This is a genomic window from Brevibacillus laterosporus (assembly GCF_030489605.1).
GTDB lineage: Bacteria > Bacillota > Bacilli > Brevibacillales > Brevibacillaceae > Brevibacillus_B > Brevibacillus_B laterosporus_E.
The window spans coordinates 17223-40839 of sequence record NZ_JAUKFY010000013.1; the positions used below are offsets into that span (position 1 = coordinate 17223).

Annotated in this window: 18 protein-coding genes; 7 read left to right on the plus strand and 11 right to left on the minus strand. The window is 42.3% G+C overall.

Translation table 11 applies throughout. From position 1 onward, the window contains the following. Positions 1-193 precede the first annotated feature (193 nt). The gene (locus QZ995_RS14750) at positions 194-700 is read right to left on the minus strand and encodes a hypothetical protein (protein ID WP_301808269.1); all 507 of its coding nucleotides are present in this window, start codon (positions 698-700) and stop codon (positions 194-196) included. Between the two features lie 28 nt (positions 701-728). Then, on the minus strand, positions 729-1805 hold the full coding sequence (locus QZ995_RS14755) for a M42 family metallopeptidase (protein WP_301808270.1): 1077 nt from the start codon (positions 1803-1805) through the stop codon (positions 729-731). A gap of 299 nt (positions 1806-2104) precedes the next feature. Here QZ995_RS14755 and QZ995_RS14760 point away from each other — a divergent pair, with 299 nt between their 5' ends. After that, positions 2105-3382 carry an NAD(P)/FAD-dependent oxidoreductase gene (locus QZ995_RS14760; protein WP_301808272.1) on the plus strand — a complete coding sequence of 426 codons (1278 nt, stop codon included), beginning with the start codon at positions 2105-2107 and terminating at the stop codon, positions 3380-3382. 349 nt (positions 3383-3731) lie between these two features. On the opposite strand, the gene QZ995_RS14765 is transcribed toward QZ995_RS14760, so the two are convergent. From QZ995_RS14765 to QZ995_RS14790, 6 genes are all read right to left on the minus strand, one after another. Next, a complete protein-coding gene (locus tag QZ995_RS14765; RefSeq protein ID WP_301808275.1) occupies positions 3732-3929 on the minus strand; it encodes a hypothetical protein in 198 nt (65 codons plus the stop codon). 3 nt (positions 3930-3932) lie between these two features. Then, positions 3933-6338, minus strand: coding sequence for a septation ring formation regulator EzrA (locus QZ995_RS14770; protein ID WP_301808276.1), 2406 nt, complete (start codon positions 6336-6338; stop codon positions 3933-3935). A gap of 34 nt (positions 6339-6372) precedes the next feature. After that, the gene (gene refZ, locus QZ995_RS14775) at positions 6373-6990 is read right to left on the minus strand and encodes a forespore capture DNA-binding protein RefZ (protein ID WP_301808278.1); all 618 of its coding nucleotides are present in this window, start codon (positions 6988-6990) and stop codon (positions 6373-6375) included. A 797-nt stretch (positions 6991-7787) separates the two neighbouring features. Beyond that, positions 7788-8798 carry an MBL fold metallo-hydrolase gene (locus QZ995_RS14780; protein WP_301808282.1) on the minus strand — a complete coding sequence of 337 codons (1011 nt, stop codon included), beginning with the start codon at positions 8796-8798 and terminating at the stop codon, positions 7788-7790. A gap of 42 nt (positions 8799-8840) precedes the next feature. After that, positions 8841-11111, minus strand: a complete 2271-nt coding sequence (locus QZ995_RS14785; protein ID WP_301808283.1) for a sensor domain-containing diguanylate cyclase — start codon at positions 11109-11111, stop codon at positions 8841-8843. Positions 11112-11141: 30 nt separating this feature from the next. Continuing rightward, positions 11142-11747 (minus strand): histidine phosphatase family protein, encoded by a 606-nt coding sequence (locus tag QZ995_RS14790; protein ID WP_301808286.1) that lies wholly within the window; start codon positions 11745-11747, stop codon positions 11142-11144. A 269-nt stretch (positions 11748-12016) separates the two neighbouring features. Between QZ995_RS14790 and QZ995_RS14795 the strand changes: the two genes are divergently transcribed. The 6 genes from QZ995_RS14795 (at position 12017) to QZ995_RS14820 (ending at position 21401) form a co-directional block, all read left to right on the plus strand. After that, the gene (locus QZ995_RS14795; RefSeq protein ID WP_301808287.1) at positions 12017-14287 is read left to right on the plus strand and encodes a YcdB/YcdC domain-containing protein; all 2271 of its coding nucleotides are present in this window, start codon (positions 12017-12019) and stop codon (positions 14285-14287) included. Between the two features lie 304 nt (positions 14288-14591). After that, the gene (gene rpsD, locus QZ995_RS14800; protein WP_301808495.1) at positions 14592-15188 is read left to right on the plus strand and encodes a 30S ribosomal protein S4; all 597 of its coding nucleotides are present in this window, start codon (positions 14592-14594) and stop codon (positions 15186-15188) included. A gap of 507 nt (positions 15189-15695) precedes the next feature. Further along, positions 15696-18791, plus strand: a complete 3096-nt coding sequence (locus QZ995_RS14805) for a transglycosylase domain-containing protein (RefSeq protein ID WP_301808288.1) — start codon at positions 15696-15698, stop codon at positions 18789-18791. 149 nt (positions 18792-18940) lie between these two features. Then, a complete protein-coding gene (locus QZ995_RS14810; RefSeq protein ID WP_301808290.1) occupies positions 18941-19573 on the plus strand; it encodes an N-acetyltransferase in 633 nt (210 codons plus the stop codon). Positions 19574-19606: 33 nt separating this feature from the next. Beyond that, a complete protein-coding gene (locus QZ995_RS14815) occupies positions 19607-20254 on the plus strand; it encodes a CBS and ACT domain-containing protein (RefSeq protein WP_301808292.1) in 648 nt (215 codons plus the stop codon). Then, the gene (locus QZ995_RS14820) at positions 20214-21401 is read left to right on the plus strand and encodes an acetoin utilization protein AcuC (protein ID WP_437124742.1); all 1188 of its coding nucleotides are present in this window, start codon (positions 20214-20216) and stop codon (positions 21399-21401) included. The genes QZ995_RS14815 and QZ995_RS14820 overlap by 41 nt, the downstream gene beginning before the upstream one ends. 141 nt (positions 21402-21542) lie before the next feature. Here the strand turns inward: QZ995_RS14820 and QZ995_RS14825 are convergent, their stop codons facing one another. The 3 genes from QZ995_RS14825 to QZ995_RS14835 all read right to left on the minus strand — a co-directional run bounded on the left by QZ995_RS14825 (position 21543) and on the right by QZ995_RS14835 (position 23616). Then, on the minus strand, positions 21543-22394 hold the full coding sequence (locus QZ995_RS14825; protein WP_301808296.1) for a VOC family protein: 852 nt from the start codon (positions 22392-22394) through the stop codon (positions 21543-21545). Between the two features lie 268 nt (positions 22395-22662). Further along, complete coding sequence (locus QZ995_RS14830; protein ID WP_301808297.1) at positions 22663-22902, minus strand: glutaredoxin family protein; 240 nt, start codon at positions 22900-22902, stop codon at positions 22663-22665. 3 nt (positions 22903-22905) lie between these two features. Next, positions 22906-23616 carry a 5'-methylthioadenosine/adenosylhomocysteine nucleosidase gene (locus tag QZ995_RS14835; protein WP_301808298.1) on the minus strand — a complete coding sequence of 237 codons (711 nt, stop codon included), beginning with the start codon at positions 23614-23616 and terminating at the stop codon, positions 22906-22908. Between the last annotated feature and the right edge of the window lies 1 nt (position 23617).

A 23617-nucleotide genomic window follows, 5' to 3' on the forward strand; every position in this document is an offset into this window, starting at 1 on the left:
CGCCCCTAATTCCCTACGAATTTACTTCTTCGTGCGTAGTTGAATTGGTAGCATGGTCAGCCAAAAAAGCACCCCTCTTTGTCCTGTAATACTCCTACAGAATAAAAAGGGATGCTCATAAAGCTTGTAGATAATTCATAGATTATACTGCACTGTGCCTTCAATACTTTCTGTGACGAAATACATGTTCAGTCTATTTATGGACTGCTTGGATCTGATAAGGAACATGCATGGCTCGGAGCAGTTCAAAAAATTGCTTTTCTTCCTCAAGCGGTATGACTACTAACAAATATTGATTAAAATACGAGACAATCCGATCTAATGCCTGTTCTTTTAGAGCAAACCGCGAGAGCTCACCAACATCCTTTAGTTCATAGAAATATTGAAAGCGTTCAGGCGTCATCTTCGCCGTAAAAGTGCGGCTTACAACCGTTTCACCCCGATAATTATTCTGTACATTTTCCGTAGAAGCTCCCAGCAGTGTAAGAATCCTCGCTGCATTTCCCCCTACTTTTTCCACCAGCATATTGTCGTTATACTCCACCTCTAAATCAGTAAGACGATTTTGGACAGAATGAAGCATAGCCATCAATACCTTACGTACCACTAAATTCGTTGGAGCAAATTTATGGTCATAAAAATTATATTCCAGTACGGCATCTGTAGCCGTTTCATGGCGATAAAATTTGATGGCATTCATTGAAAATCACGCTTCCTTTCACATACGCTTATCGGCGACGAGTAGCCTCAAGCGTAGCCCAATCCAACTTTTTAACCAGAGCAAACAACAGCTTTTTCGCATTTTGATAATCATCTTCATGCATGATGGATGCATGGCTATGAATGTAACGAGACGGAATACCAATAACTACTGAAGGAACACCTTTACCATGCATATGGACAGCCCCTGCATCAGTCCCACCTTGACTAATAAAGTATTGGTATTTGATACCTAGTTCTTCGCATGTATCAATTAACAAATCACGTAAGCCGGGCTGCATAATCATTGTACGATCCAAAATGCGTAATAGTAAGCCATCCCCCAATTTACCCATGCCATCTGTCACACCAGGAATGTCACCAGCCGGGCTAGCATCCAATGCAATAAACATGTCAGGGTCAATCATGTGAGCCGCTGTCTTTGCACCGCGTAAACCGACTTCTTCCTGTACGGTAGCCCCTGCATAGATAACGTTAGGATGCTGTGGATTTTCGCGTAATTCTTTTAGTAATTCTAATGAAAGGGCGCATCCATAACGGTTATCCCAAGCTTTTGCCATGAATTTTTTCGGGTCAGCCATTTGAGTAAAGGGGCAAATCGGCACGATTGGATGTCCTGGTTTCACCCCTGCCTTAAGGACTTCCTCTTTAGAATCACAACCAATATCAATATACATTTTCTTCATATCCATCGGGCGATTACGCATATCTTCACTTAATACATGCGGTGGAATGGAACTAATTACCCCGATAATCGGACCGTTTTCTGTAATAATTTGAACTCGTTGAGCCAATAATACTTGACTCCACCAACCACCTAATGGCTGAAAGGAAATAAAACCTTTATCGGATATTTGGGTTACCATAAACCCTACTTCGTCCATATGGCCTGCAACCATAATACGAGGTCCTTGTTCATCCCCGCGCTTCACTCCAAAAATACTTCCCATATTATCATAGGTGACTTCTTCTGTATAAGAGGAGATATATTCTTTCATAATGGAGCGGACAGGTCCTTCAAATCCCGGAGCACCAGGCGCTTCTGTTAATTTTCTCCATAAATCCAACTGAAATTGATCGGCCATTACCTAGATCCTCCCAAACTGAGTCTTTTTTGTTGTATTCTATGTAAAGACAACTGTATACTTTTCCATTATCGACTACCTGTTAGACTTATGCAACCATGTAAGTAAGGGAAGCCTGAGGATTACCACTGTTAAAAATGCTGGTAGAAACCATGAAGAACGGCTTTTTTGAATGTAATGGCATACTTAATCTGACTTACATTAGTTTACCCAGTCACTATCTCCTTATCACATCTTGTGTAATGGTGGAGAAAAACGTGCTTATTACTCTATACAGTAAATAAAAGGATGAACATTTCATGAAGAAAGAAAGATTTGATTGCATTGTTATCGGTGGCGGTCCCGCGGGGCTTATGGCTGCCTATTCAGCTGCCAAGCACGGAGCAAGTGTCTGTTTGCTTGAAAAAGGTGAAAAACTAGGACGCAAACTGATCATTTCAGGTGGCGGCCGCTGTAATGTCACGAATGCTAAGGATTTAGAAGAACTGATTAAACAAATTCCGGGAAATGGTCGATTTATGCACAGTGCCTTTGCCCAATTTAACAATCAGGATATTATCTCCTTTTTTGAAGGAATAGGGGTTTCCTTGAAAGAGGAAGATCGTGGCCGAATGTTTCCAACGACAGATAAGGCCATTACTGTAGCCAACGCTCTTGTTAGCCAGTTAAAACAGGAGGGCGTTCACATCCGTCTGCATGCAGAGGTAGAGCGTGTCCTGTATGAACAAGAGGCCTGCACAGGGGTTGAATTAAAGAATGGGGAAATTTTGAAGACAAAAGCTGTTATTGTAGCAGCAGGCGGTTGCTCTGTGCCTCAAACAGGCTCCACCGGTGATGGTTATAAGTGGGCAAAGGCAGCAGGCCATACCATTACTGATCTCTACCCAACTGAAGTACCATTGCGAGCAAGTGATGAGATCATTAAACAAAAAACATTACAAGGTCTCTCTTTGCGCGAGGTCGAACTAACCCTTACTGATCCAAAAGGAAAGAGGGTAACCACGCAAGAAGGAGATATGATCTTTACTCATTTCGGTGTATCTGGACCGGCTGTCCTACGTTTAGGGCATTATGTATCCGTTACTCAGCGTAAATTCGGCACTGTTCCTCTCCAACTGACAATTGATTTATTTCCAGGGCGTTCCATCGACATCATTTCCCAGGAAACTTGGAAGCTTTGTGAGGAGCAACCCAAAAAGGCGATCAAAAATGCTTTAAAGGGCTATGTGCCGGAAAGGCTTATCCCTGTTCTCTTGCAGAAAGCAGAGCTAGAAGAAGAAACCACCTTCAGTCATCTCAACAAACAAAAATGGCAAAATTTCGCTCGTCTTCTAAAATCATTTCCGTTAACAATCATTGGAACCCTATCGCTGGAAGAAGCTTTTATTACAGGCGGCGGCATTCATACTAAGGAAGTAGACCCGAAAACGATGCAGTCTAAAAAAGCCGCTGGTCTATTCTTCGCTGGAGAAGTTCTTGATGTCCATGCACATACAGGTGGATATAACATAACCATCGCCTTTTCTTCTGGTTATGTGGCAGGCCTACATGCGGCTCAATACACCTTATCTAGCTAGTTAGTTATCGGGAGTTTGCTCGACTTTTAGACAAATAGCAGATTACGTACATTTTTTTTGAAATACATGTTTAACGATCTATTTTATTGGGGAATATATTACTAATTGCTCTTCCTCCCAGAAGAGCGTCTCAGAACCCTACTCCCCCTAAAAGTAGTTGGTTACTGATTCTCACACCTCTACTCCCTTTATCTTTATCTTTATCTTTATCTTTATCTTTAGAAGCGTCGATCGTTGACGCTTCTTTTTTTTCACTTCATCAACAAAAAAGCACGCCTTAAAAAAGACGTGCCTTTCCTTATCATTACGAACCTATGTCCAATGAAACCTATTCCTTTTGCTAGCTGATTCAGGTACGCAGCAGCAAAAAGCATCCCAGTATAACACATGATACACCCAACAGATAAAACGTATTCGCTCGTTGCTTCACGCGTTTTTCGTTACCTGCGAAATGAGCGCTCAAGCGTCGCTTCCACCGTTTGGTTTTAGGCTGGATGGCAACTACTACACCTGCTACCAGCAAAACATACGGCATAGGATCCCTCATCGGCTAACGCTCTCCTCTTTTTTTCTTACGCAGCATCCAGCGCCCTCCTGCATCGTCATCATGATCGCCTTCAATAATCAAGCGAGCTTCTTCTGCCAACTGGTAGGCTTCAGTAAAATACAACTGACGGAAAGCTTGCTCTGATTTTGTTAGCAATTCATTTACCTGACGATTTAAGCGCCGGTAGCGATTCGTATATTGAATAGCACCCTCCGCTGATTGGCAAGCCGCAATTGTATTTTCAGCCATGTAATGTGTATCCATTAGCTGTTCATGTGCCTCTTCTAAGTAATAAGCAACTTCACGAATGTCATATCGAGTATTCTCCATTCGCAGCTGAATTTGCCCTAATAGACCGACAACAGTATCAAACTTTGTTTTTAAATCATCTGGTACTCCCGGCAAGTAACTACGCTTAATACGCTGTCGAATACATATTAATTCGCCTGAGATACGCTCCATTTCGTCCAAAATATCATCTTCTGTTTCAATAAATGGTCTTTCCTCAATTTTAACCAGCTTCTCAGATTCCTGTGACATCGGTTTGGGAATTTTCGGCATGACCAACTCATACTCATGCTGTTCTTCCCCGTCCGCTCGCTCCCGCTTCCTGTCACTTATGAGAGAACGGCTCTTTTGCAGATCATTTTGCGAGGAAGAGGTACTTTGCTTTGCATCAGGCGGATTCCCTGTCATTATTTCACTTACCGCGGCTTCCCGGTATGCTGCCGTCGTATCTGGCGTATCGGAAGGTTGAGTAGCAGGATGATCTGTCTCTTTTCTCGGTTCTTCATTGCTTCGTTCGGCATTTTCCTGAATACCTTCCCTTGTATTCTCAGCATTGACTTCCTGATGGTCACCTGCAAGCTCTTTGAAGGTATCCTCATCTGTTAGAGTAGACGAGGACTCTACAGCCTGAGCTTGATCGGTATGCCCCTCCCCTTTTTCTCCAAGCACTGCTTGTTCCAGATTGCTGTAAATAGATTCCACTTTTAAGACAAATGCTTTTACATGTGTTTGCAGCATGTGGAAATTGCCCTCTTCTAATGCATTCCCTGCGGAGGTCACCAATTGTTTTACTTGCAGTAATTCCTCATCTAACGCCGTTTGGTTCAGATCGTACTGACCACCTAATGCAGTCTCGATATCCTGTTCAAGCTGATGCAGCTCTTCTTTCATTTCGGTACGCACTTGATTTACATAGGTAGGCAGCTGTTCTAATAAGTCATTCGTTTCTCTTAAAATAGAGTGAGCCTCAAAGGCTACTTCTGCCGCTTTGACATTATCTCCGCTAGCAATAGCAGATTTAATGGTTGCCTTCATGTCGCCAATGCGATCTAGATCGGTTTTTAATTCATGGAAGGAAAGACCGTACTCCAATCTTACATCAGATAGTTTTCGTTCCACCTGTTCTAGCATCTTTTCAAGCTCTGGTATCGCTTGCTTATTCTCATTTTTAGATTGTACAACCTGGGTCGTATCATTTTTAAGGTCTTCTAATTCATCCTCAATATCATTGAGCATCGTTTCGCCTTCAAGAATCAGGTTATTGGCTGCTTTAAAACGGAAACGATCACAAGCTTCATCCGCTTCTATAATCAACATTTCGATATCGGGAATACTGGTTCCAAGCAGTTTTTCCTTACGTGCTGCAAGGGCTACATAGCGCTCCTCTGTCATCCCTGACACGCGACGCTTATTTTTTTCCACTTCTATCTTTTCAATTTTTTCCAGCAATTCATCTTTCCAATCTTCTAGTTCATCAATATCACGCATAAGCGTGCGACGACGCATCGTGAGTATCATCAAATAAATGAGTCCCACAAACAAGGCTCCTGCCAAAACAAATACCCACCACGGCAGCCAATTCAACAACGTATTTTCCTGAGACTCGATGTTTGGATCTGCATCAGCCGCAACTGCTGTTTCCGCAGGCTTTGGCAATTTAGCCAATTCACTCTGGACTTCCTTGGCAAATTGAGAAATGCCCTGATCAAATTTAGCCGTGTTCTTCCAAGGATCGAAATAAGCGGTCAATTTCCCCTTTAATAGCTCGGATTTTGCTCCTTGTTGAACAAGCTTAGGGCCGGCATAAACACCTAAATCCTTCTTTTGCTTGTCCAACACCATCAGAAGGGAGTCTTCTTCTAATTTATACTCAGCATAGAGCTTCTGCGCATACTCATCAGGAGACTTTGCTTCCGGTTCTGTACTTTCGACTACAACAACCTTATAGTTACCTGGTGTTTGTTTAAGTGATTCTTCAAGATTTTTTCGTTCGTCTTTTTTAAAAATCTTTGCTTGGTCTTGTACAATGTCACTCGTCTTCTTCGGAAATGGAGACGCCATTGCCACATTGTGAAAGCAAAGAGTACCGGCAAGACATAACAACAACAGCCTTTTTTTCACGGTTGGACAACCCCTTTACCAACTTGTTTCTCATTCAACTTGTATGTACTAAGAGGGAACGCAAAAATTGAACGCTTGAGGTGACAAGCCATTCACAAAAATCAGCAGAACCCGGTTCTAAATAATATACTTCACGGACAATTTGTGGATTCAGGTACGGATAAGTCAAAATACTGGAAAGATTCATCAAAACAGCATCAATGCCCACTCCTCGAAACTCCCCTGTCCGTATCCCCTCTTCTATCACGGTAGCAAAGCAATGCTTCAATTGATGTATATAGACGGTCATTACCTCTCGTGCGAGCATGGATTCCACACTTAATTCCCGCTGAATCAGCCTAGTTACCAACGCATGTTCATGTTGATAAAAAATAAATAATCTTACAATCTTTTCTAACTGTCCCATCGAATCCTGCGGCTTTTCCCTCTCCCATTGCTCCTGTACGATTTGGAAAAAATGATCATAGTAGTGGCTGATCAGCTTTTCCAAAACTCCCTGCTTGCCTTGAAAATGGTAAGAAATTAAAGCAACATTAACCTGAGCCTTCTCAGCAATTTGACGCACAGTAGTACGGTCATATCCCTGTGAATAAAATAATGAGGCTGCGGCTACCAGTATTCTTTCTTTTGTGTTTTGCTGTTCAGTTCTCATCTTTATCATCCTCGGCTACTTCTTCTCCGTTTTTTCTCACTATAGATCCAAGCCACATGAACATACCTAAACGGCAGTCGTCAGCAAAAAACGTAGTTTATGAGCGTGAAATTCGAAAAATCATGTCCCATTGTAGCCTCTAAGATGGTGTGTTGATATCTTGCCAAATCATGCTGTAAAACATAAAGAGCGATTACATCTAGCAAAAAAGGCTGCTGGCTCACTTTTTTTGGGCCCAATCAAAAGATCCGGTAACGAGCCATAAAAAAGCGGAGAGTAGCCCCTAAGCCGCAGACAGCCATGAATAAAAAAGCTGGCTATCTCGCCAAATATCAGAACCTTTACAACTGCAATCAATAAATAGGGGACAAAACGGAAAGAAGATTAACAGGACGGCGATAATACGGCTTACCCCAATCGCCCAAATACCAAAAGAGTGTATATCATGAGCAAAACGTTTGCAGATTCTCCTGTGCCAATATGTTCCTTGAGTTTAATCTATGTTACGAAAAAAGAACTAGTAAAAGTAAGAGTAACGGAAGAATGACTTTGATCATCCCATCCACCTCTCTATCTTGAATAGGAACTCATTTATTATAGTACAGATCGACATGCAAAAAAAGGGTGCTTCCCTGTTCTTTCGACAATAAAAGCTATGTATAAAATTACCTTACTACTAGTTCCTTACTCACTCTCTCTACATAGAAAGACGCAAGATGGGAGGGAGAGGATTCATTTCAATAAAAAGTCCTTACCCGCTTTGTCTAACAGGAAAGGACTTTTACTGAAGGAAAGGTTTATAGTGAATAATAGAGAACGCCCTCTTTATTTTGTACGTGTATCTGCTGAACCATCACTAGTAAATCAATGTGTCCCAAGGTTTCCGAAATGACGAGAGGCAATTCCTTGAGGTAGAGGAGCGGAAATAAAAGGACAGCTAATTCAAATGCGGTCTTTGGACCATCAAGCAAAAAACGGCGGATCGCATTGGTACGCTCCCAGGTTTTCTGCAATCGTTCAAAAATCAGCTCGCGACTATTCTCGATCGGCTCCCCATGTCCGGAAACCACTAGCTTAATATCCATACCTGCACACATCTCTAAGGCGGTCCGATACTGCACCAATGTTAGCGGTCGAGTCATGCTACGATCTCGTGGCGGTTCAATAAATGCATTTGAAGAAATGGAAGAGATCAGGTGATCCCCCGCTATCAATAGTTGATCAGAGGCCCGATATAGTGATAAATGAGACTGAGAATGTCCCGGTGTAAATAATACTTGCCACTCAGGAAAACGAGGCAGGTCTTGCTCATGAACAAGAGATTCATCCACCTTGCTTTTCTCTTGGAAGGTGGCCATCATGCTGCGAAATTTTTCCACAACAGATAGCAATTCCTCTGGCAGTCCGCACTCTTTATACAAAGTAATAAAAAATTCATCATGAAACTGCATAAATTCCTCATCTTGTTCTACATACGGTGCTGCTAGAGGGTGGGCATACACCTTTGCTTGTGATAGATGTTTTACCTTCTCCAATTGTCCAATATGGTCCACATGGTGATGGGTAAGCACAATTTGCCCCACGTCTTCCAGATGATATCCAATCGAGGCTAGTCCATTCTCTAAACGGCTCCACGCCTCTTCTGTTAACGGGCCTACATCGACCAGCGTGATACATTCTTGGCCTTCCAATACATATACGTTCACATCTCCTACTGCAAATGGAGTAGGCAGAGAAATTTGATACACTCCCTTGGCCATCTCTGTTGCGGCCTTTGACAATCTATTCTTTTTTGATACGGCAGACATCCTATCTCCCCCAGATTTTTACGGATAGCATTTTCTCATAGCCTACCATATTTTACTTGATTCACTCTTTCTTACCTGATTTCGCCCCTCTTGCTTTGCTTTATACAAGGCCACGTCTGCATCGTGAAATAGTTCTTCTGCAGAACGATTCTGTTGAACATCCCTGCTCCACATAGCAACTCCACAGGAAATCGTGACACTTGGTTTACTTTCCTGCTGCACACGAATACGAATGCGTTCTGCTATTTTACTGGCAATCAGCACATCAACATGCGGCAGGTAGATCGCTATCTCTTCGCCGCCCCATCTTGCTGGAATATCGCTGTCCCGAATACAGTTCTTAATAACAGAAGCTACCTGATACAATATCTCGTCCCCAACAAGGTGGCCATAGGTATCGTTAATTCTCTTGAAGTAATCAATATCAATTAAAATTAAGGAGCCCTGCTCATCTGCAAGTAAGGATTTCTTTACGTTTTCATTTAAGTATCTACGTGTAAAAAGCCCTGTTAAATTATCAGTGATAACCATGCGTTCCACTTCACTAAGCAATAAAGCATTAGTAATAGCCAGGCTGGTGTGTTGTCCAAATAGTTCGAGTAATTTATAGTCGTCATAGGTAAAGAAATTAGGCTTGTGATCTGCTACCAGCAAGAGTCCTGATACTTCTGAATCTTGTAACAAAGGAACCCCCATCACAGAATGAAAGGGAAACAAATGATGAGGTAAATGAGTAAAACAGTCGGAAGAAGGAAGAATTTTCCGCTTATCAATTAAAATTTCAGCAATCGGTGTAGCCGAAATCGGTACAAATTGCCCGATCTGATCACTCTTGGATGAAGAGATAATTTGCATCCGCTCACCGTCTGATGCTTTTTGCAGAATAGCAGAATAGCTCGCATCAAACGTTCGGTGCAGCATCTTAATCACGAACTCAAGTATATCTATCATGTTCAAACTGCGATTAATCTGCTGGGCCATCTCATTGATTAAGCGCAGTTCACGAACCATGTCGCGTGATTGCTGATACAACTGAGCGTTTTCAAAGGCGTTACCAGCTGTTTCCGCTAAAATAGAAATAAATTCGGTTTCTTTAGCAGATAAATTAATGATTTCATGGGTGGCCAATTGGAGAATGCCATAAATTCCTTGTCTCCCATGTAACGGAGCAGCGACAAATGTAATCGCTTGCTCATCTATAATCTCTTGACCCATCATTAGCTTTCCTTCAAGATAAGCTTGCTGACTGACCTGATTATGTTGTTTTTTTAAGGAAAAGGTCTTGATTGGTAGATTTGTTTCCATTTCCATAGTAAGATACAGTTCCGCTGAAAAATACGGGTATAATTGCTTTATGCTTGCAAGCACTCCAGCTAGTACGTCATTTACGTCAATCGAGGCATGAATTTGTTTTGTCAGTTGATAAAGAAGCTCCTTCTTTTGAGTTTCCCGTAAGATATCATGCATGTGTAAAGTCCTGTGCAATTGATGGCTGACCTGCTCTCCAGTCGAATGAAGCATCTCGATATCCAATTTATCCAAGCATTGCTCTTCTTGCTCGGCTACATGAAGAATAAGTGCCGCGATCGGTTCATCCTCCACATAAATTGGATACATCGCCACGCGCGAATCTTCTTGATAAACCTCTGCCTTTTTAGATACAAAGCAATTTAACACCTGATGTAATTTAGAGCCTCTATATACAGCGGAATCTGTTGTGTAACGCTCCTGCGGCAATAAATGTCCACTTTCATCCAATTTAATAAGCGAACAATGCCCCCTCCCCACCATAGCATGTAGACCGTTAACAACCGTCTTCATAAATGGGGTGGCTTCCTTACATTTGCTCGCTTCCACTACGATCTCACTGGCCATTCGCTGAATAAACCCTTTATACCCAAGCGAATAGAGCCCTTTTACCATTTCACCGTAGGTTCGCATATTGAGCGGAGCTTCCTGTGCACAAGTAAGAATGCCTGCAATCGCATGTATATCATCTGGTTGAGGACCTAAGGCTTGCAACAGCCATTTGTAATCACCGTACTCAGAAGCAACTCGCTCCTTACTAATTACCTGACCGTTTTTCCAAACTTTGGGTACCTCCTGTTTAACTAGCTCCTCCATAGCATCTTGAAAAAAACTTGGAGGCAATTGCGCCGGGAGTGTTCCCAATTCATAAGTAGCGATTACACCACGCTCTGGAGTAGCAAAGAAAAGGAGCCCTGGTGCTTGTATGGGCCAAGAAGGCAGAAAAAAGGGAACAACGCTATCAAATAATTTACCTACTGTTCCTATTTGCGTTCGTGTCCGCAATGCTGATTCCTTCTTCCTCTATATTAATCATTAATCGGTTATGGTTTCCTCTAGATGGTCAACTCGACTTATCTCCATAACTTTCCACGATTTATTCTCCGCATGCAAAATGGTGATTCCGGTATTGCCAATTTTAGTGATCCCCGTACCAAGCTGACCATCAGTAATATAATGCAGAAAAGCATTAATCAGTCCACCGTGACTTACCACGGCAATTTTTTGACCGGGATGTTTCTCAATAATTTCGCTTAAGACACGATCAGCTCTCTTTTGCATAGCTTGATAGGATTCAATCCCGCAGATTGACTGATGTGGCTCAACATCCAGCATCTCCTTTTGTACATCAGCAAGGTGGCGCCCTTCCCAATCGCCATAGCAACGCTCACGTAATCCGGGCACTTTCGTGACAGGAACAGGAGTCTGCTGGCGTTCTCCTACACGTTTCGCCGTCTCAAAGGCACGTTTTAAATCACTTGAATACACATGAGCAAAGCCTTCTGAAGCAAGACGATTCGCCAGCTTTTCCGCTTGCTTATACCCTAGCTCGTTTAAATCGGTATCCGTATGACCTTGTATTTTCTGTATATGATTCCAATCCGTTTCTCCATGTCGGATTAAGTATACGATGGTTTCCATGTTAGTAAGACACCCTACTTTCCTTGCATGAATATGTACAATTTAATTATAATGGATATAATCATGAGATACTAGAATCTTCAAAATTCAATAACACATTTTTCCTAATTTTTAAATTCCACTGAAATGCTCAAAATTCCTCTTTTGCCCCATTCTTTATAGGACGCCAGCATGACTTCCTCGTCTCATTGCCTTCCTGTTTTTACCGTTATATATATGTCAGTTTCATCTACATACATTACACATTGCAGGTTTAGGAGGTTTTATTTATGCATTCATTGATCCGTCCAATAAGTCTACTTAGCTTAACAGGCATGTTGCTGCTTTCAGGGTCAATCGTTGAAGCTAACACAAAAACAAAATCAACTCAACAGCATGTTCAACCCACAGCTCATCAAGTGAGCAAGTCCCAACTAACAAGAGAACAAGCACTCGCTATCGCGTCTGAGTTCGCAAAGGAATGGTCCGGTATAAGTCCAGTTCCAACCGATAGCCACTTTGCATTAAATGAAGATACGAATTCACCTCCCACTTGGACGTTTGCTTGGGAGAATAGTGGCAACATTGATCGAAGAAAGGCGTTCTTTTTACTAGTCGAAATCAATGCAAACTCAGGAGAATTAAACAGCTATTCTCTTTCACATCCTTCTCTCTTAGCAAATAAAAGCAAGACACCTATCTCACTAGAGCAAGCTCAACAAGCAGCCGAAGCGTTTCTACGTAAACATGCCGGCAAGAAATTATCAAGTATTTCCTTGAAGCCTACACCTCTTTCAGATAACAGAACAGCACTTACCTCTACAGAATACATTTTTACCTATCAAAGACAAATAAACGGAATACCTTTTCCCGATGATTCTATAACAATTACAGTCAACCCTAATGGGACAATTGTATCTTACTTTTCTACATGGAGTGAAGATTTGAATTTCCCTGCTGATTCAAAGAAAATATCTCCTGAGGAAGCTACTAAAATTTTCAAAGAAAGCCCTTTTATTACTTTAAGTTATAAAATACCAGATTCTAAAGAAACGGAAATAACTGAGCCTCAACTATTCTATGATTATGAAAAGGATTTAACTATAGATGCCATCACTGGTGCATTTTTAGAAAAACCTTCTTTACCTGTTTCTAGTAATCCCAACAAGCGTTCACCCATAGTTGACAAGCCACTGCCTCCTTTGCATCAGGGAAAACCATTAACGCAAGCACAAGCAATCGAGCTAGCCCAAAAATTAATTCCGGCGGGGAAGTGGAAATTAACAGATGCAATCTATCAGAAGAAAGGGAGAGATAAAGAAGCCTTTTGGGATCTGTCCTTTGCACGAAAAACACAAGATCAAGGGATTGACACCATTTCTCTCATGATTGATGAAAAAAATGGAAACGTGCTTAATTACTACCTCAACTTGTGGAAAATAAACAAAGATGCAACCAAAGCTTCATTAGCACCAGAGAAATTACAGCAACTTGCTATAGAAACCGTAAAACGTTTAGCCCCTTATCAAGCTCAAACCTTATATTTAGATAAGGTTGATCATGATGATAAACCTGACTATAACGATAGACGGGAAAGTTCTTTTATGTTCCAGCGCTATATTCACAAAATCATGCTTTCAGCAGAGGGAGCAAGTGTCGTCCTAGATCAACAAACCGGGGAATTACTTTTATTTTCTTCAACAAGTAGTCAAGTTAACTTCCCTGAAAAACCGGCTGCTTATCTTTCCCTGGAAGAAGCCAAAGAAAAATGGCTACAGCAACTGGAGGTTACATTAACTTATCAAGTGAAACAAGAGGATCATAGTGATAAAAATCAACAGTCGTCAAAGTCGAAACCCTTGACTCTCGTCTATACTCTACAACCCTCTAGCGACAACAGTCTTACGCTAGACGCAATCACTGGTAAGTGGATCCATTTATACACAAATAAACCCGTGGATGTAAATCGGTCAGAACCAGAGGATTTGCAGAAGCTTCCTGCTGACAAGCAAAAAGCATTGCGGATTCTGTACGAATACAATGCAATTGAACCTGTCAATGGAGAGATAAAGCCTAAAGAGCCCATAAAGCGCGGTGAGATAATCAAGATGCTAGTAGCTATCCTAAGCAATGGTAGTTATGATGATGAATTTATACCAAAACAAGCCAGCTTTCATGATGTCCCTGCTGCTTCTCCATACTTCGGGGCTATTGAGTACGCTCTTGCACGAGGATATATTCCCCAAACCAAGAGCCTGCAGCCAGAAAAACCGATTACGAGGGCTGAATTAGCAGAATCGTTCACCCGGGCTCTCGGCTATCATTCCCTAGCTGAGCTACCAAATCTCTTTGTAGCATCTTCTGCGGATACAGCCAATGTAAAGGAAAAGGGTTCTATTTCGATTGTTACCGCACTTGGAATTATGGAAACGACTGATCAAAGCTTTAAGCCAGATGCATCTGTGACTCGTGAAGAAGCGGCTATCTATTTCCAGAAATTCTTAGAGTTTTACAATAAAAAGATGCCTGAAGAACCCTTATATGTTAGGTCCAGACATTAGTCTCATCGCCAAGCTTTGGTTTACCAGCGAATTCCGGCTGTTATTCTAGGACAATCTCTTGACTTTACCTAGAGCCAGCATATAGAATAAGAGTTATGTTTGAATAGGGTAGCATTGATTGTAGGTAAAAACAAAAGGAATACGAGGTTTGCCTTTTAGTTTCACCCCCTTTGCCTTTTGACTGCGGCTGTTTTTCAAGAGGAGCACGATGCGGAAACGCTACCGTCTGAAGTTCGTGTATAAAGATGAAACTTGCCTTTTGGAAGTAAACACCTACGAATCCAAATTAAAGGAGAATGAGCATATGTCTCGTTATACAGGACCACGCCACAAGCTGGCTCGCCGTCTAGGTATCTCTCTAGATGGAACAGGAAAAGATCTTAAACGTAACTACGCACCAGGACAACACGGTCAAAGCCGCCGTAAATTGACTGAGTACGGTCTTCAGTTACAAGAAAAACAAAAACTACGTCATATGTTCGGTGTAAACGAAAAGCAATTCCGTCGCACTTTCGAACAAGCTCAAAAAATGAGAGGCGTATTGGGTGAGAACTTCATGAAGCTTCTTGAATCCCGCCTTGATAACGTAGTTTTCCGTATGGGCTTTGCTGCAACTCGCCCAGCTGCTCGTCAGTTGGTTAACCATGGTCACATGACTGTTAATGGTAAAAAAGTTGACATCGCTTCTTACCGCGTACAACCAGGAGATGTTATCACTCTTCGTGAAAAATCTCGTGGCCTTGCTATCGTAAAAGAATCTTTGGAAGCTCGCACTTTCGTACCAAACTACATCACTTTCGATGATAACAAATTAGAAGGTACTTTCACACGTCTACCGGACCGTTCTGAAATGCCTGCTGAAATCAACGAAACTCTGATCGTTGAGTGGTACAGCCGTTAGTCTTTACTTGGAAACATCAAGCTTCACATCCTTTGGGTGTGGAGCTTTTTTATTTTTACCCGACCCTATCCGATAAAATACCCGCTTCCTTCCTCTTAGTTCTATTGTGTCTATAAAGGCCTTTATGTGTAATCAGCTATCTTAGGATAAAGTCAGAAAACATCAAAATTTAGAGGAATAGCCTAGTATTTCGAAACCTTGACGTTACATTTGCGTCAATTATTAGGGAGAGTATTTTCGTTTACGTAACAAGAGCTTATTTACAGGAAAAACCTAGTATAGGGGAGCTTATTTGCTGAAAAAAAGAGGTTCAGCTTGCTCTACCATTCTATTTTTTACACGCAGCTAGTTATTGCCAGATGTGGATGTGATTCTGACCTGCAAATGCCTTCATTCATGGTTATCGGTCATTTTCCAATCAAATTACCTATGGCTCGACATGATTCTACCCCAGTATTTTTACTTATGGTATAATGGGGCTGATCTTTTAAGGGGGAAAGGACGTATATGCAGAATAAAGATGCTTCTGCCAAGAGGCCTAGACGTAAAATAGGGCAGCGCGGCAGAAAGAAGCACCCTGTACGAGTGATTCTTGCATACTGTTTTTTGTTAGGATTTATGGGGCTGTTTCTCGTAGGTGGAGTTGCTACGGGCTACATAGCCGCTCTTGTGAATGATGAACCGATCCGAAGCAAAGAAGAGATTCAAGAACTCTTGTTTAGCAAGTTTCAAACAGGGTTTGCCTACTATCAAGATGGTTCCTTGATCGGTCAGCTTCGAGCTAAGGGAGAAGATCGCCGGATGGTGAAGATTTCGGAGATTTCACCCGCGCTCATTAACGCCATCATTGCCACAGAGGACAAGTATTTCTATGAACATAATGGAATAGTTATTCAATCTACCTTACGTGGAACCATTCAAGAGCTTACTAAACAAAGTGTCGTAACAGGTGGTAGTACTCTTACACAACAATTGATTAAACGTACCATCCTCTCACCTGAAGTAAGCCATAAACGAAAAGCGAAAGAAATTCTTCATGCCATACGAATTGAAAGAATGTTTAGCAAGAATCAGATTTTAGAAGCTTACATGAATGACGTTTATTTTGGTAAGGACGCCAATGGATCCAACATTTATGGCGTTCAAGCAGCCGCAAAAGGGATTTTCGGCAAAGATGCGAGCAATCTTGATCTAGCCGAAGCCTCTTACTTAGCTGGACTTCCGCAGAGTCCTATGGCCTATTCTCCTTTTAACAAGGAAGGGTATCGCCGCGGACTGGAGCGCCAGAAAATGGTGCTACAACGGATGAGGGAGAACAATTACATAACAGCTGCTCAACAACAACAGGTCCTCTCCACTAATATACAAGCACATCTCGCCAAACCAGAAAAACGTGCCTACGCTGAGCACCCATTCCTTATGATGGAAATTGAGGAACGTACAGCTGAGGTTCTGCTGGACCAAAAGCTAGCAAACGAAGGTCGTGACAAATCACAAATTGGCCGCAATGAATATCGTCAGCTTCTCGAGGAGCAACGGCGTCAAATTCTACAAAAGGGCTATCATGTGTACACGACTGTGCATAAGGAAATTAATACTGCCATGGAAAAGATCGCTGCTAATCCAAAAAACTTTGGTAGCAATCGTACCTATTATGTGACACGTGGCGGAAAAAAGGAAAAGATCGAAAACGCCCTAGAAGAAGTAGGCGCAACCCTCATTGATAACAAAACAGGTGCAATCATCGGCATGATGGGCGGCCGCGACTTTAACGTTGAACAAACCAATCACGCCACCGCCTCACGACAACCCGGTTCAGCTATGAAACCAATCGCCGCATATGCACCAGCATTGGAGCTTGGTATCTTACAGCCGGGAAGCCCGATTGACGATTCACCTGTACTATTGGCAGATGGAAGTAAAGGTACTCACCTGCCGCTTAACTGGGACCGCAAATACCATGGTATGATGAGTGCCCGTGAAGCTTTGCGTCAATCCTGGAACGTACCAGCGATTAAAACGTATTTGAAAGTCGGAATCCCGACCGCTTTAAACTATGTGAAAAAAATGGGTGTCACCACTCTGGTCGATAGTGATAATTATGCGGCTACCGGAGTTATTGGCGGACTAGCTTACGGTCTAAACAGCGAAGAAATTACCAATGCATTTTCTACATTTGCCAACGATGGAAACTTTGTAGATGCCTACATGATTCAAAAAATCGTGGATAGCCGCGGAAATACCATTTATGAACACAATGTCACACCTGTTAAAGTATTTAGTCCACAGACTGCCTATCTGATGACAGACATGATGCGTACTGTTGTCAACTCCGGTACGGGTGCCTCTGTGCGAAGACATGTGCCAAAAGGTGTAGATATTGCCGGAAAAACAGGAACTACCAATGATTCCTACGATCTATGGTTTGTAGGCTACACACCTGATGTTACCCTTGGTGTATGGACAGGCTATGATGTTCCAACTACCATTCCTAGTTCAGCACAACGCCGACCAATGGAAATTTGGGGTAAGGTGATGACAGAGGTCTTTAAAATTGATCCAAAAGTAGCTGACAAATCAGCGAAGTTTAATAAACCAAGCGGTATTGTCAGCGCAACAATTGATAGCAAGTCCGGCATGTTGCCAAGTGAGCTGTCTAAACAAACCGGCCACGTAATTACCGATTTATTTAATCAAAGATTTGTACCAACCAAAGTGGACGATTCTCATCAAAAAGTTCGTGTTGTTCAAGTCGGTGAGGTTCTCTATCTGGCACAGGAAAATACACCAGATGATTTTGTAACAGAGGGCGTCTTCTTTAAGAGTCCAGATCCACTCCCTTCGTCTGACCAAATTTCTGCAAAAAATAGCAGGGTTGGAACTAAGCCTGCCGATTGGGCAGAGCGGATGCCAGAAAAAGAAGATCCACGCGTAGCTGTAGACGGGACACCTTCTGCTCCATCAGGCGTTACGATTACGAAATCTGGTAGTGGCACGACCCTTACGTGGAATGCCAGCCCAGAGGAGGATGTACTGGGCTATCGTATCTATCGTGCAGGTGCAAACGGTGGATTTGAAAAAATTGCAACGGTTAAGGACCCGAAAACGACAAAGTACACTGATGGGAAACGCAGTGACCATGGTTACTATGTAACAGCAGTTGACCTTTCAGGTAACGAGTCTCAGGCGTCTTCTACGTCAGGGGCAGGAGTAGATATACCAGGTGACAGCAATCCGCCTGTACAGCCAAATCCTGATCACAATCAACCAGGCACTGAAGTAGATCCTATTGCTCCACCTGATGGCGGTCAAACAACGCCCCCACCAGTAGCTACTAGCGCACCTAGTAAAATCCAGGGCGTTAGTGCTTCTAAAACCGCAGATGGAATTAAAGTCAGCTGGAAAAAAGGTCCGGCAAAAGATCACATCGTTGCCTACAACGTTTACTATGCTATGAATGGCACAACCAACTATCAATTGATGGATTCCGTATCCGAAACAAGCTTTGTATTAACTACAAGCGAGCCTGGAGGCAGCTTCTACATCACTGCAGTGAATACCTATGGTGAATCTGCTCCTTCAGCCCATGCAAAAGTAAAATAAATGACCACAAAAAAGACTGTTGGGATATTCGCCCAGCAGTCTTTTTTTATCCATGACAGATTGTTGAATTTTCAAAAATATAAGACTCCTTTTATGCGGAATAAGATATACTAAGCATGTAGATTCGTGGGAAGCGATGGTGAGGCCTAGTGATTCACAGGAAAACATTTTATCAAAAAAAAGTATGGGTTCATGATAACCAAATTATAATTGAAGGGCCAGTTTGCTCTAAGGACTTGACTACTATGGAATTTGATGAAGGCTTAAAAGCATTTCGCGCTCCCAAGCAACAACATGAAGCACTTGTCGAAATTGCTGACCTGCCAGAAGGGCGAATTATTATAGCACGCCATGAAAATGTAGTTTTGGCCTACGTCACCTTCCTACATCCTGACCCACTGGAGCGTTGGTCTATGATTAAAATGGACGATTTGCTGGAGCTGGGAGCTATTGAGGTAAGTTCGAAGATTCGTAGGGGCAGTATAGCAAAGCAGATGTTAGAAGTGGCCTTTATGGACGATGCACTGGAGGATTACATTATATTATCCACCGAATACTATTGGCATTGGGATTTGCAAGGAACAGGGTTAAGTGTCTGGGACTATCGCAAGGTGATGGAGAAGTTGATGGGCAGTGTCGGTATGATGTGGACGGCCACCGACGATCCCGAAATTTGCTCACATCCAGCAAACTGTCTAATGACACGCATAGGTAAACGAGTTCCGCTTGAAAGTATGACTACCTTTGACAGCATGCGTTTTCAATCACGTTATATGTATTAAGAATTTATGCTCTTGATTGAAAGGAGTTTGTCTATGCGTTTAGAAGACTTTATGCGCAAACAGGTAGTCACAGCTACCGCTACCACAAGTATAGGCGAAGCATTAACTCTCTTAAAGCAAAATCGCATTCGCCATCTCCCTGTCCTAGATAATCAAATCCTTGTCGGCATCGTCTCCGATCGAGATCTTCGTGATGCACTCCCCTCTTCTTTATACGCTCGAGCCGATGATCATATTATTATGACCAAACCCGTACAAGAGATTATGAATACAGAAGTGATAACCGCTCATCCTCTTGATTTTCTTGAGGAGGCTGCCAAGACCATGTACGAGTACAAGGTCGGGTCGTTGCCAGTGCTTGAGGAGAATAAATTAGTAGGCATAGTTACAGAATCCGATATTTTATATAAAATGATTGAACTGTTTGGCGTAAACAAAGCCAGCTCCCAGATAGAAATAGAAGTAGAAGATCGCTACGGCGTGTTAGCGGAGGTAAGTCAGGTTATTCGTGAGTCTAAAGTAAATGTGAGCAGCGTCATTGTGTTTCCCTCAGGTACAGAAGGGAAAAAAAATCTGGTCTTTCGAGTGACGACCATGGATACTCGTACGGTGACAAGCATGTTACGTGCCAAAGGCTTTCATGTACTCGCCCCGATCAGGGGGGAATTCCTACGTGACTAGTACCCCCCGTCTAATCTATTCAGCCGACTATACCAAATATTTTTTTCATGAGGAGCATCCCTTTAATCAAAAACGTTTATTACTCACATATGATCTCATGCAAGCTTATGGATTACTCACCCCGGAGAATATTATAGCTCCTCGCCATGCCACTGACGAAGAATTACTGCTCGTACACGACCCCAGGTATTTAGAGATAGTCAAACGACAGGGCACTCAGCCAGAAGAATTGCCGCTTGCAGCCAGCTATGGCTTAGGCACTGAAGACGTCCCTATATTTGCAAATATGCATGAAGCTACGTCTCTAATTGTGGGAGGAACTATTTCAGCAGTCGATATCGTGATGAACGGACAGGCGGAGCATTCCTTTAATCCTGCCGGTGGATTGCATCATGCCTTTCGTGGGAGAGCATCTGGCTTTTGTATTTACAACGATTGCTCTGTAGCAATCGCATACATACGTAAACATTGGGATGCCCGCGTCTTATATATTGATACAGATGCCCATCATGGTGACGGCGTTCAATGGGCCTTTTATGACGACCCCAATGTCATGACGATCTCCCTGCATGAGACAGGAAAATATCTTTTCCCAGGTACGGGAAATGTTACGGAGCGTGGAGATGGCCAGGGCTTTGGTTATTGTGTAAATGTACCACTTGATGCTTTCACTGAAGATGATTCTTTCCTTGAAATTTACGAATCGCTCCTCCCTAGAATCGCACATGGTTTTCAACCTGATATCATCATTACTCAAAACGGTTGCGATGCTCACAACTACGATCCTCTCACACATTTGAGCTGCTCTATGCGCATCTATCAGCACATCCCCCGACTTGCCCATAAACTAGCTCATGAGTTATGCCAAGGAAGATGGGTAGCCGTTGGCGGTGGAGGCTATGATATTTGGCGTGTTGTTCCACGTGCTTGGACTCTATTATGGAGCGAGATGACAGATCACTGGCTATCAGATGGTCCCCTTCCTGCTGAATGGTTACAAAAATGGCTTCCGCACAGTCCCTTAGAATTGCCTACCTGTTTATTTGACGATGTGAGTACGTTCATGACGATACCAAGACGTGGAGAAATTAGCGAAAAAAACCGCCTCTCCTTAGGCAAAGCAATCTTGCATGCTCCTCATTTATAAAATAATTGTCTCAGCCTTCCTGATTTTCTTTACAATATAAACTCTAAATGAGAAGAGTATTTTACGTCTCCTCTCTAACATGATAAGAAGAGGTATGCCAATTCCAGCATACCTCTTCTCGTATCTATAACACCTGCATGATTACACGGTTAAATGAATCGTATTGCCAAATGGATCTTTTGTAATCTTGATCCCGTTTTCTTCTGTGACAGAAGCCCCAAAGCTTTTTACCTGCTGAACCATTCTTTCTCTCGATTCCTCGTCAGGTAATACCAGCGTATAGGATTGTAAGCCAACGCTATTTGGACTTGGCGCAGACGCTCCGGCACTTACCCATGTATTCAAACCGATATGATGATGATATTTTCCTGTGGAGATAAAGAGTGCCTGATTCCCGTATCTTGATACAACTTCAAATCCAAGCCCTTTCGTATAAAATTCCTCCGCCTGCTGTATATTGGCTACCTGCAAATGGATATGCCCCATGATCGTACCGCTTGGCAACCCCTTCCAAGCATCCTCTTTATTTTCTTGTAACAGCCCCTCGATATCCAATGGTTCTGTGCTCATTCCTACAGAATCGCCCTCCCAAACCCATGTCTCAGATGGTCGATCTGCATAAATTTCAATTCCATTCCCATCCGGGTCTGCTAAATAAACCGCCTCACTGACAAGATGATCAGAAGCTCCTTGTAGCGGATATCCTTCTTGAAGGAGGTGTAACAGAGTATTAGCCAAGTCCGCACGATTAGGAACTAAGAGGGCAAAATGATACAATCCTGTCTTCCACGGTTCTTTCGGTGTTACATGATCTGGCTTCTCAATTGTTACCAGAGGAGTTTTTCCATTAGCAGTAAAAACCACTTTTGTTTCTGTTTGATCGAGAATCTTCAGCCCTAACATATCTTTGTAAAATGCTATAGAACGCTCTAAATTTTCAATGATAAGATGAACCTGACTCACAAATGTATATGGATAGCCATGGAAATTCATTCTTTCCAACCCCTTTTTCCCGATAAATGAAATTACATCTACTTGATTATTAATTTAAAGTAAGTTGATTACTTAATGTAAGTATATATAATATCAATGTCCTTGTCAATTTATTATCTATCGTAAATTATCATGAGGAATTCCCCCTCCTCCGCCTAAAAAGAAAAACGGATTCGTACGATGCATGATGCATACGATACAAACCCGTTTTTGTCATGTAAGCGACCCTTACCATTAAGTATGAGTATATCTGCTTATTTTTATGTTATTATGATTTCCCTAACATTTGTAAAATACCATCAGGCTGGTATCCTTTTACTGCTTTCCCATTCACGACAGTAACGGGAACGCCCATAAACCCGAATGCTTCTACTTCTTCCTGATACTGACTACTGCTCATAACGTCTCTCACTTCATAAGAAACCGATTTCTCATCCAGCATTTTTTTAACCATATCGCATTCAATACAGCCCTTTGTCGAGTATACAATTGCCTTTGATTGACTCATTTGTTAAGCCTCCTCTTTTTTCATCGTATGAAGCATGTTCCTTACCATTTGGTAGGAACGCTTGGAAGCAAGCTTCGTAAATTCAAGGAAATTAACATGAGCTGAACCATCTGCACAATCAGACATCGCTCGTACAATTACAAAAGGCACCTCATTCATGGAGCATACTTGAGCGACTGCTGCCCCTTCCATCTCTGTGCATGATGCTTGGAATGTTTCCGATAATTGCTGGACTTTTTGGCGGTCTGCAATAAATTGATCACCTGAGAGGATACGTCCTGTAACAATCTGAATATCAGCTTCTAACTGATGGCCAGCATTTATTGCTAATTCCTTTAATTTATCATCTGCGATCCAACACCATGTTTTTTCAAAAGGAATCTCCCCTGGTTTGAATCCAAGGGAAGTAGCATCGATATCATGCTGCATGCAATCGGTCGAAATAACAATGTCACCGATGTTTAAATCTGGATGGACAGCACCAGCTACACCAGTAAAGATCACCTGACTTACCTGAAATTCCTGAATGAGGATTTGTGTGCAGACAGCAGCATTCACTTTACCTACACCTGATTTGCAAAGCACTACGTTTTTCCCCAGAAATTCACCTATATGATAAGTTATACCCGCTTTTGTGACGGTTTCTTTATTTTGCATGTCTTCTAAATACAAAGCGATTTCTTCATCCATCGCTCCCATGATTCCGATTGTCATC

Excerpts from the sequence above, each read along its gene's own strand:
- QZ995_RS14765 (WP_301808275.1), bottom strand. The coding sequence starts at position 3,929 with ATGAGGGATCCTATGCCGTATGTTTTGCTGGTAGCAGGTGTAGTAGTT.
- QZ995_RS14820 (WP_437124742.1), top strand. The coding sequence starts at position 20,214 with ATGTACTCGCCCCGATCAGGGGGGAATTCCTACGTGACTAGTACCCCC.
- QZ995_RS14805 (WP_301808288.1), top strand. The coding sequence starts at position 15,696 with ATGCAGAATAAAGATGCTTCTGCCAAGAGGCCTAGACGTAAAATAGGG.
- QZ995_RS14790 (WP_301808286.1), bottom strand. The coding sequence starts at position 11,747 with ATGGAAACCATCGTATACTTAATCCGACATGGAGAAACGGATTGGAAT.
- QZ995_RS14780 (WP_301808282.1), bottom strand. The coding sequence starts at position 8,798 with ATGTCTGCCGTATCAAAAAAGAATAGATTGTCAAAGGCCGCAACAGAG.
- QZ995_RS14825 (WP_301808296.1), bottom strand. The coding sequence starts at position 22,394 with ATGAATTTCCATGGCTATCCATATACATTTGTGAGTCAGGTTCATCTT.
- QZ995_RS14815 (WP_301808292.1), top strand. The coding sequence starts at position 19,607 with ATGCGTTTAGAAGACTTTATGCGCAAACAGGTAGTCACAGCTACCGCT.
- refZ (WP_301808278.1), bottom strand. The coding sequence starts at position 6,990 with ATGAGAACTGAACAGCAAAACACAAAAGAAAGAATACTGGTAGCCGCA.
- QZ995_RS14835 (WP_301808298.1), bottom strand. The coding sequence starts at position 23,616 with ATGACAATCGGAATCATGGGAGCGATGGATGAAGAAATCGCTTTGTAT.
- QZ995_RS14795 (WP_301808287.1), top strand. The coding sequence starts at position 12,017 with ATGCATTCATTGATCCGTCCAATAAGTCTACTTAGCTTAACAGGCATG.
- QZ995_RS14830 (WP_301808297.1), bottom strand. The coding sequence starts at position 22,902 with ATGAGTCAATCAAAGGCAATTGTATACTCGACAAAGGGCTGTATTGAA.
- QZ995_RS14755 (WP_301808270.1), bottom strand. The coding sequence starts at position 1,805 with ATGGCCGATCAATTTCAGTTGGATTTATGGAGAAAATTAACAGAAGCG.
- QZ995_RS14760 (WP_301808272.1), top strand. The coding sequence starts at position 2,105 with ATGAAGAAAGAAAGATTTGATTGCATTGTTATCGGTGGCGGTCCCGCG.
- rpsD (WP_301808495.1), top strand. The coding sequence starts at position 14,592 with ATGTCTCGTTATACAGGACCACGCCACAAGCTGGCTCGCCGTCTAGGT.
- QZ995_RS14750 (WP_301808269.1), bottom strand. The coding sequence starts at position 700 with ATGAATGCCATCAAATTTTATCGCCATGAAACGGCTACAGATGCCGTA.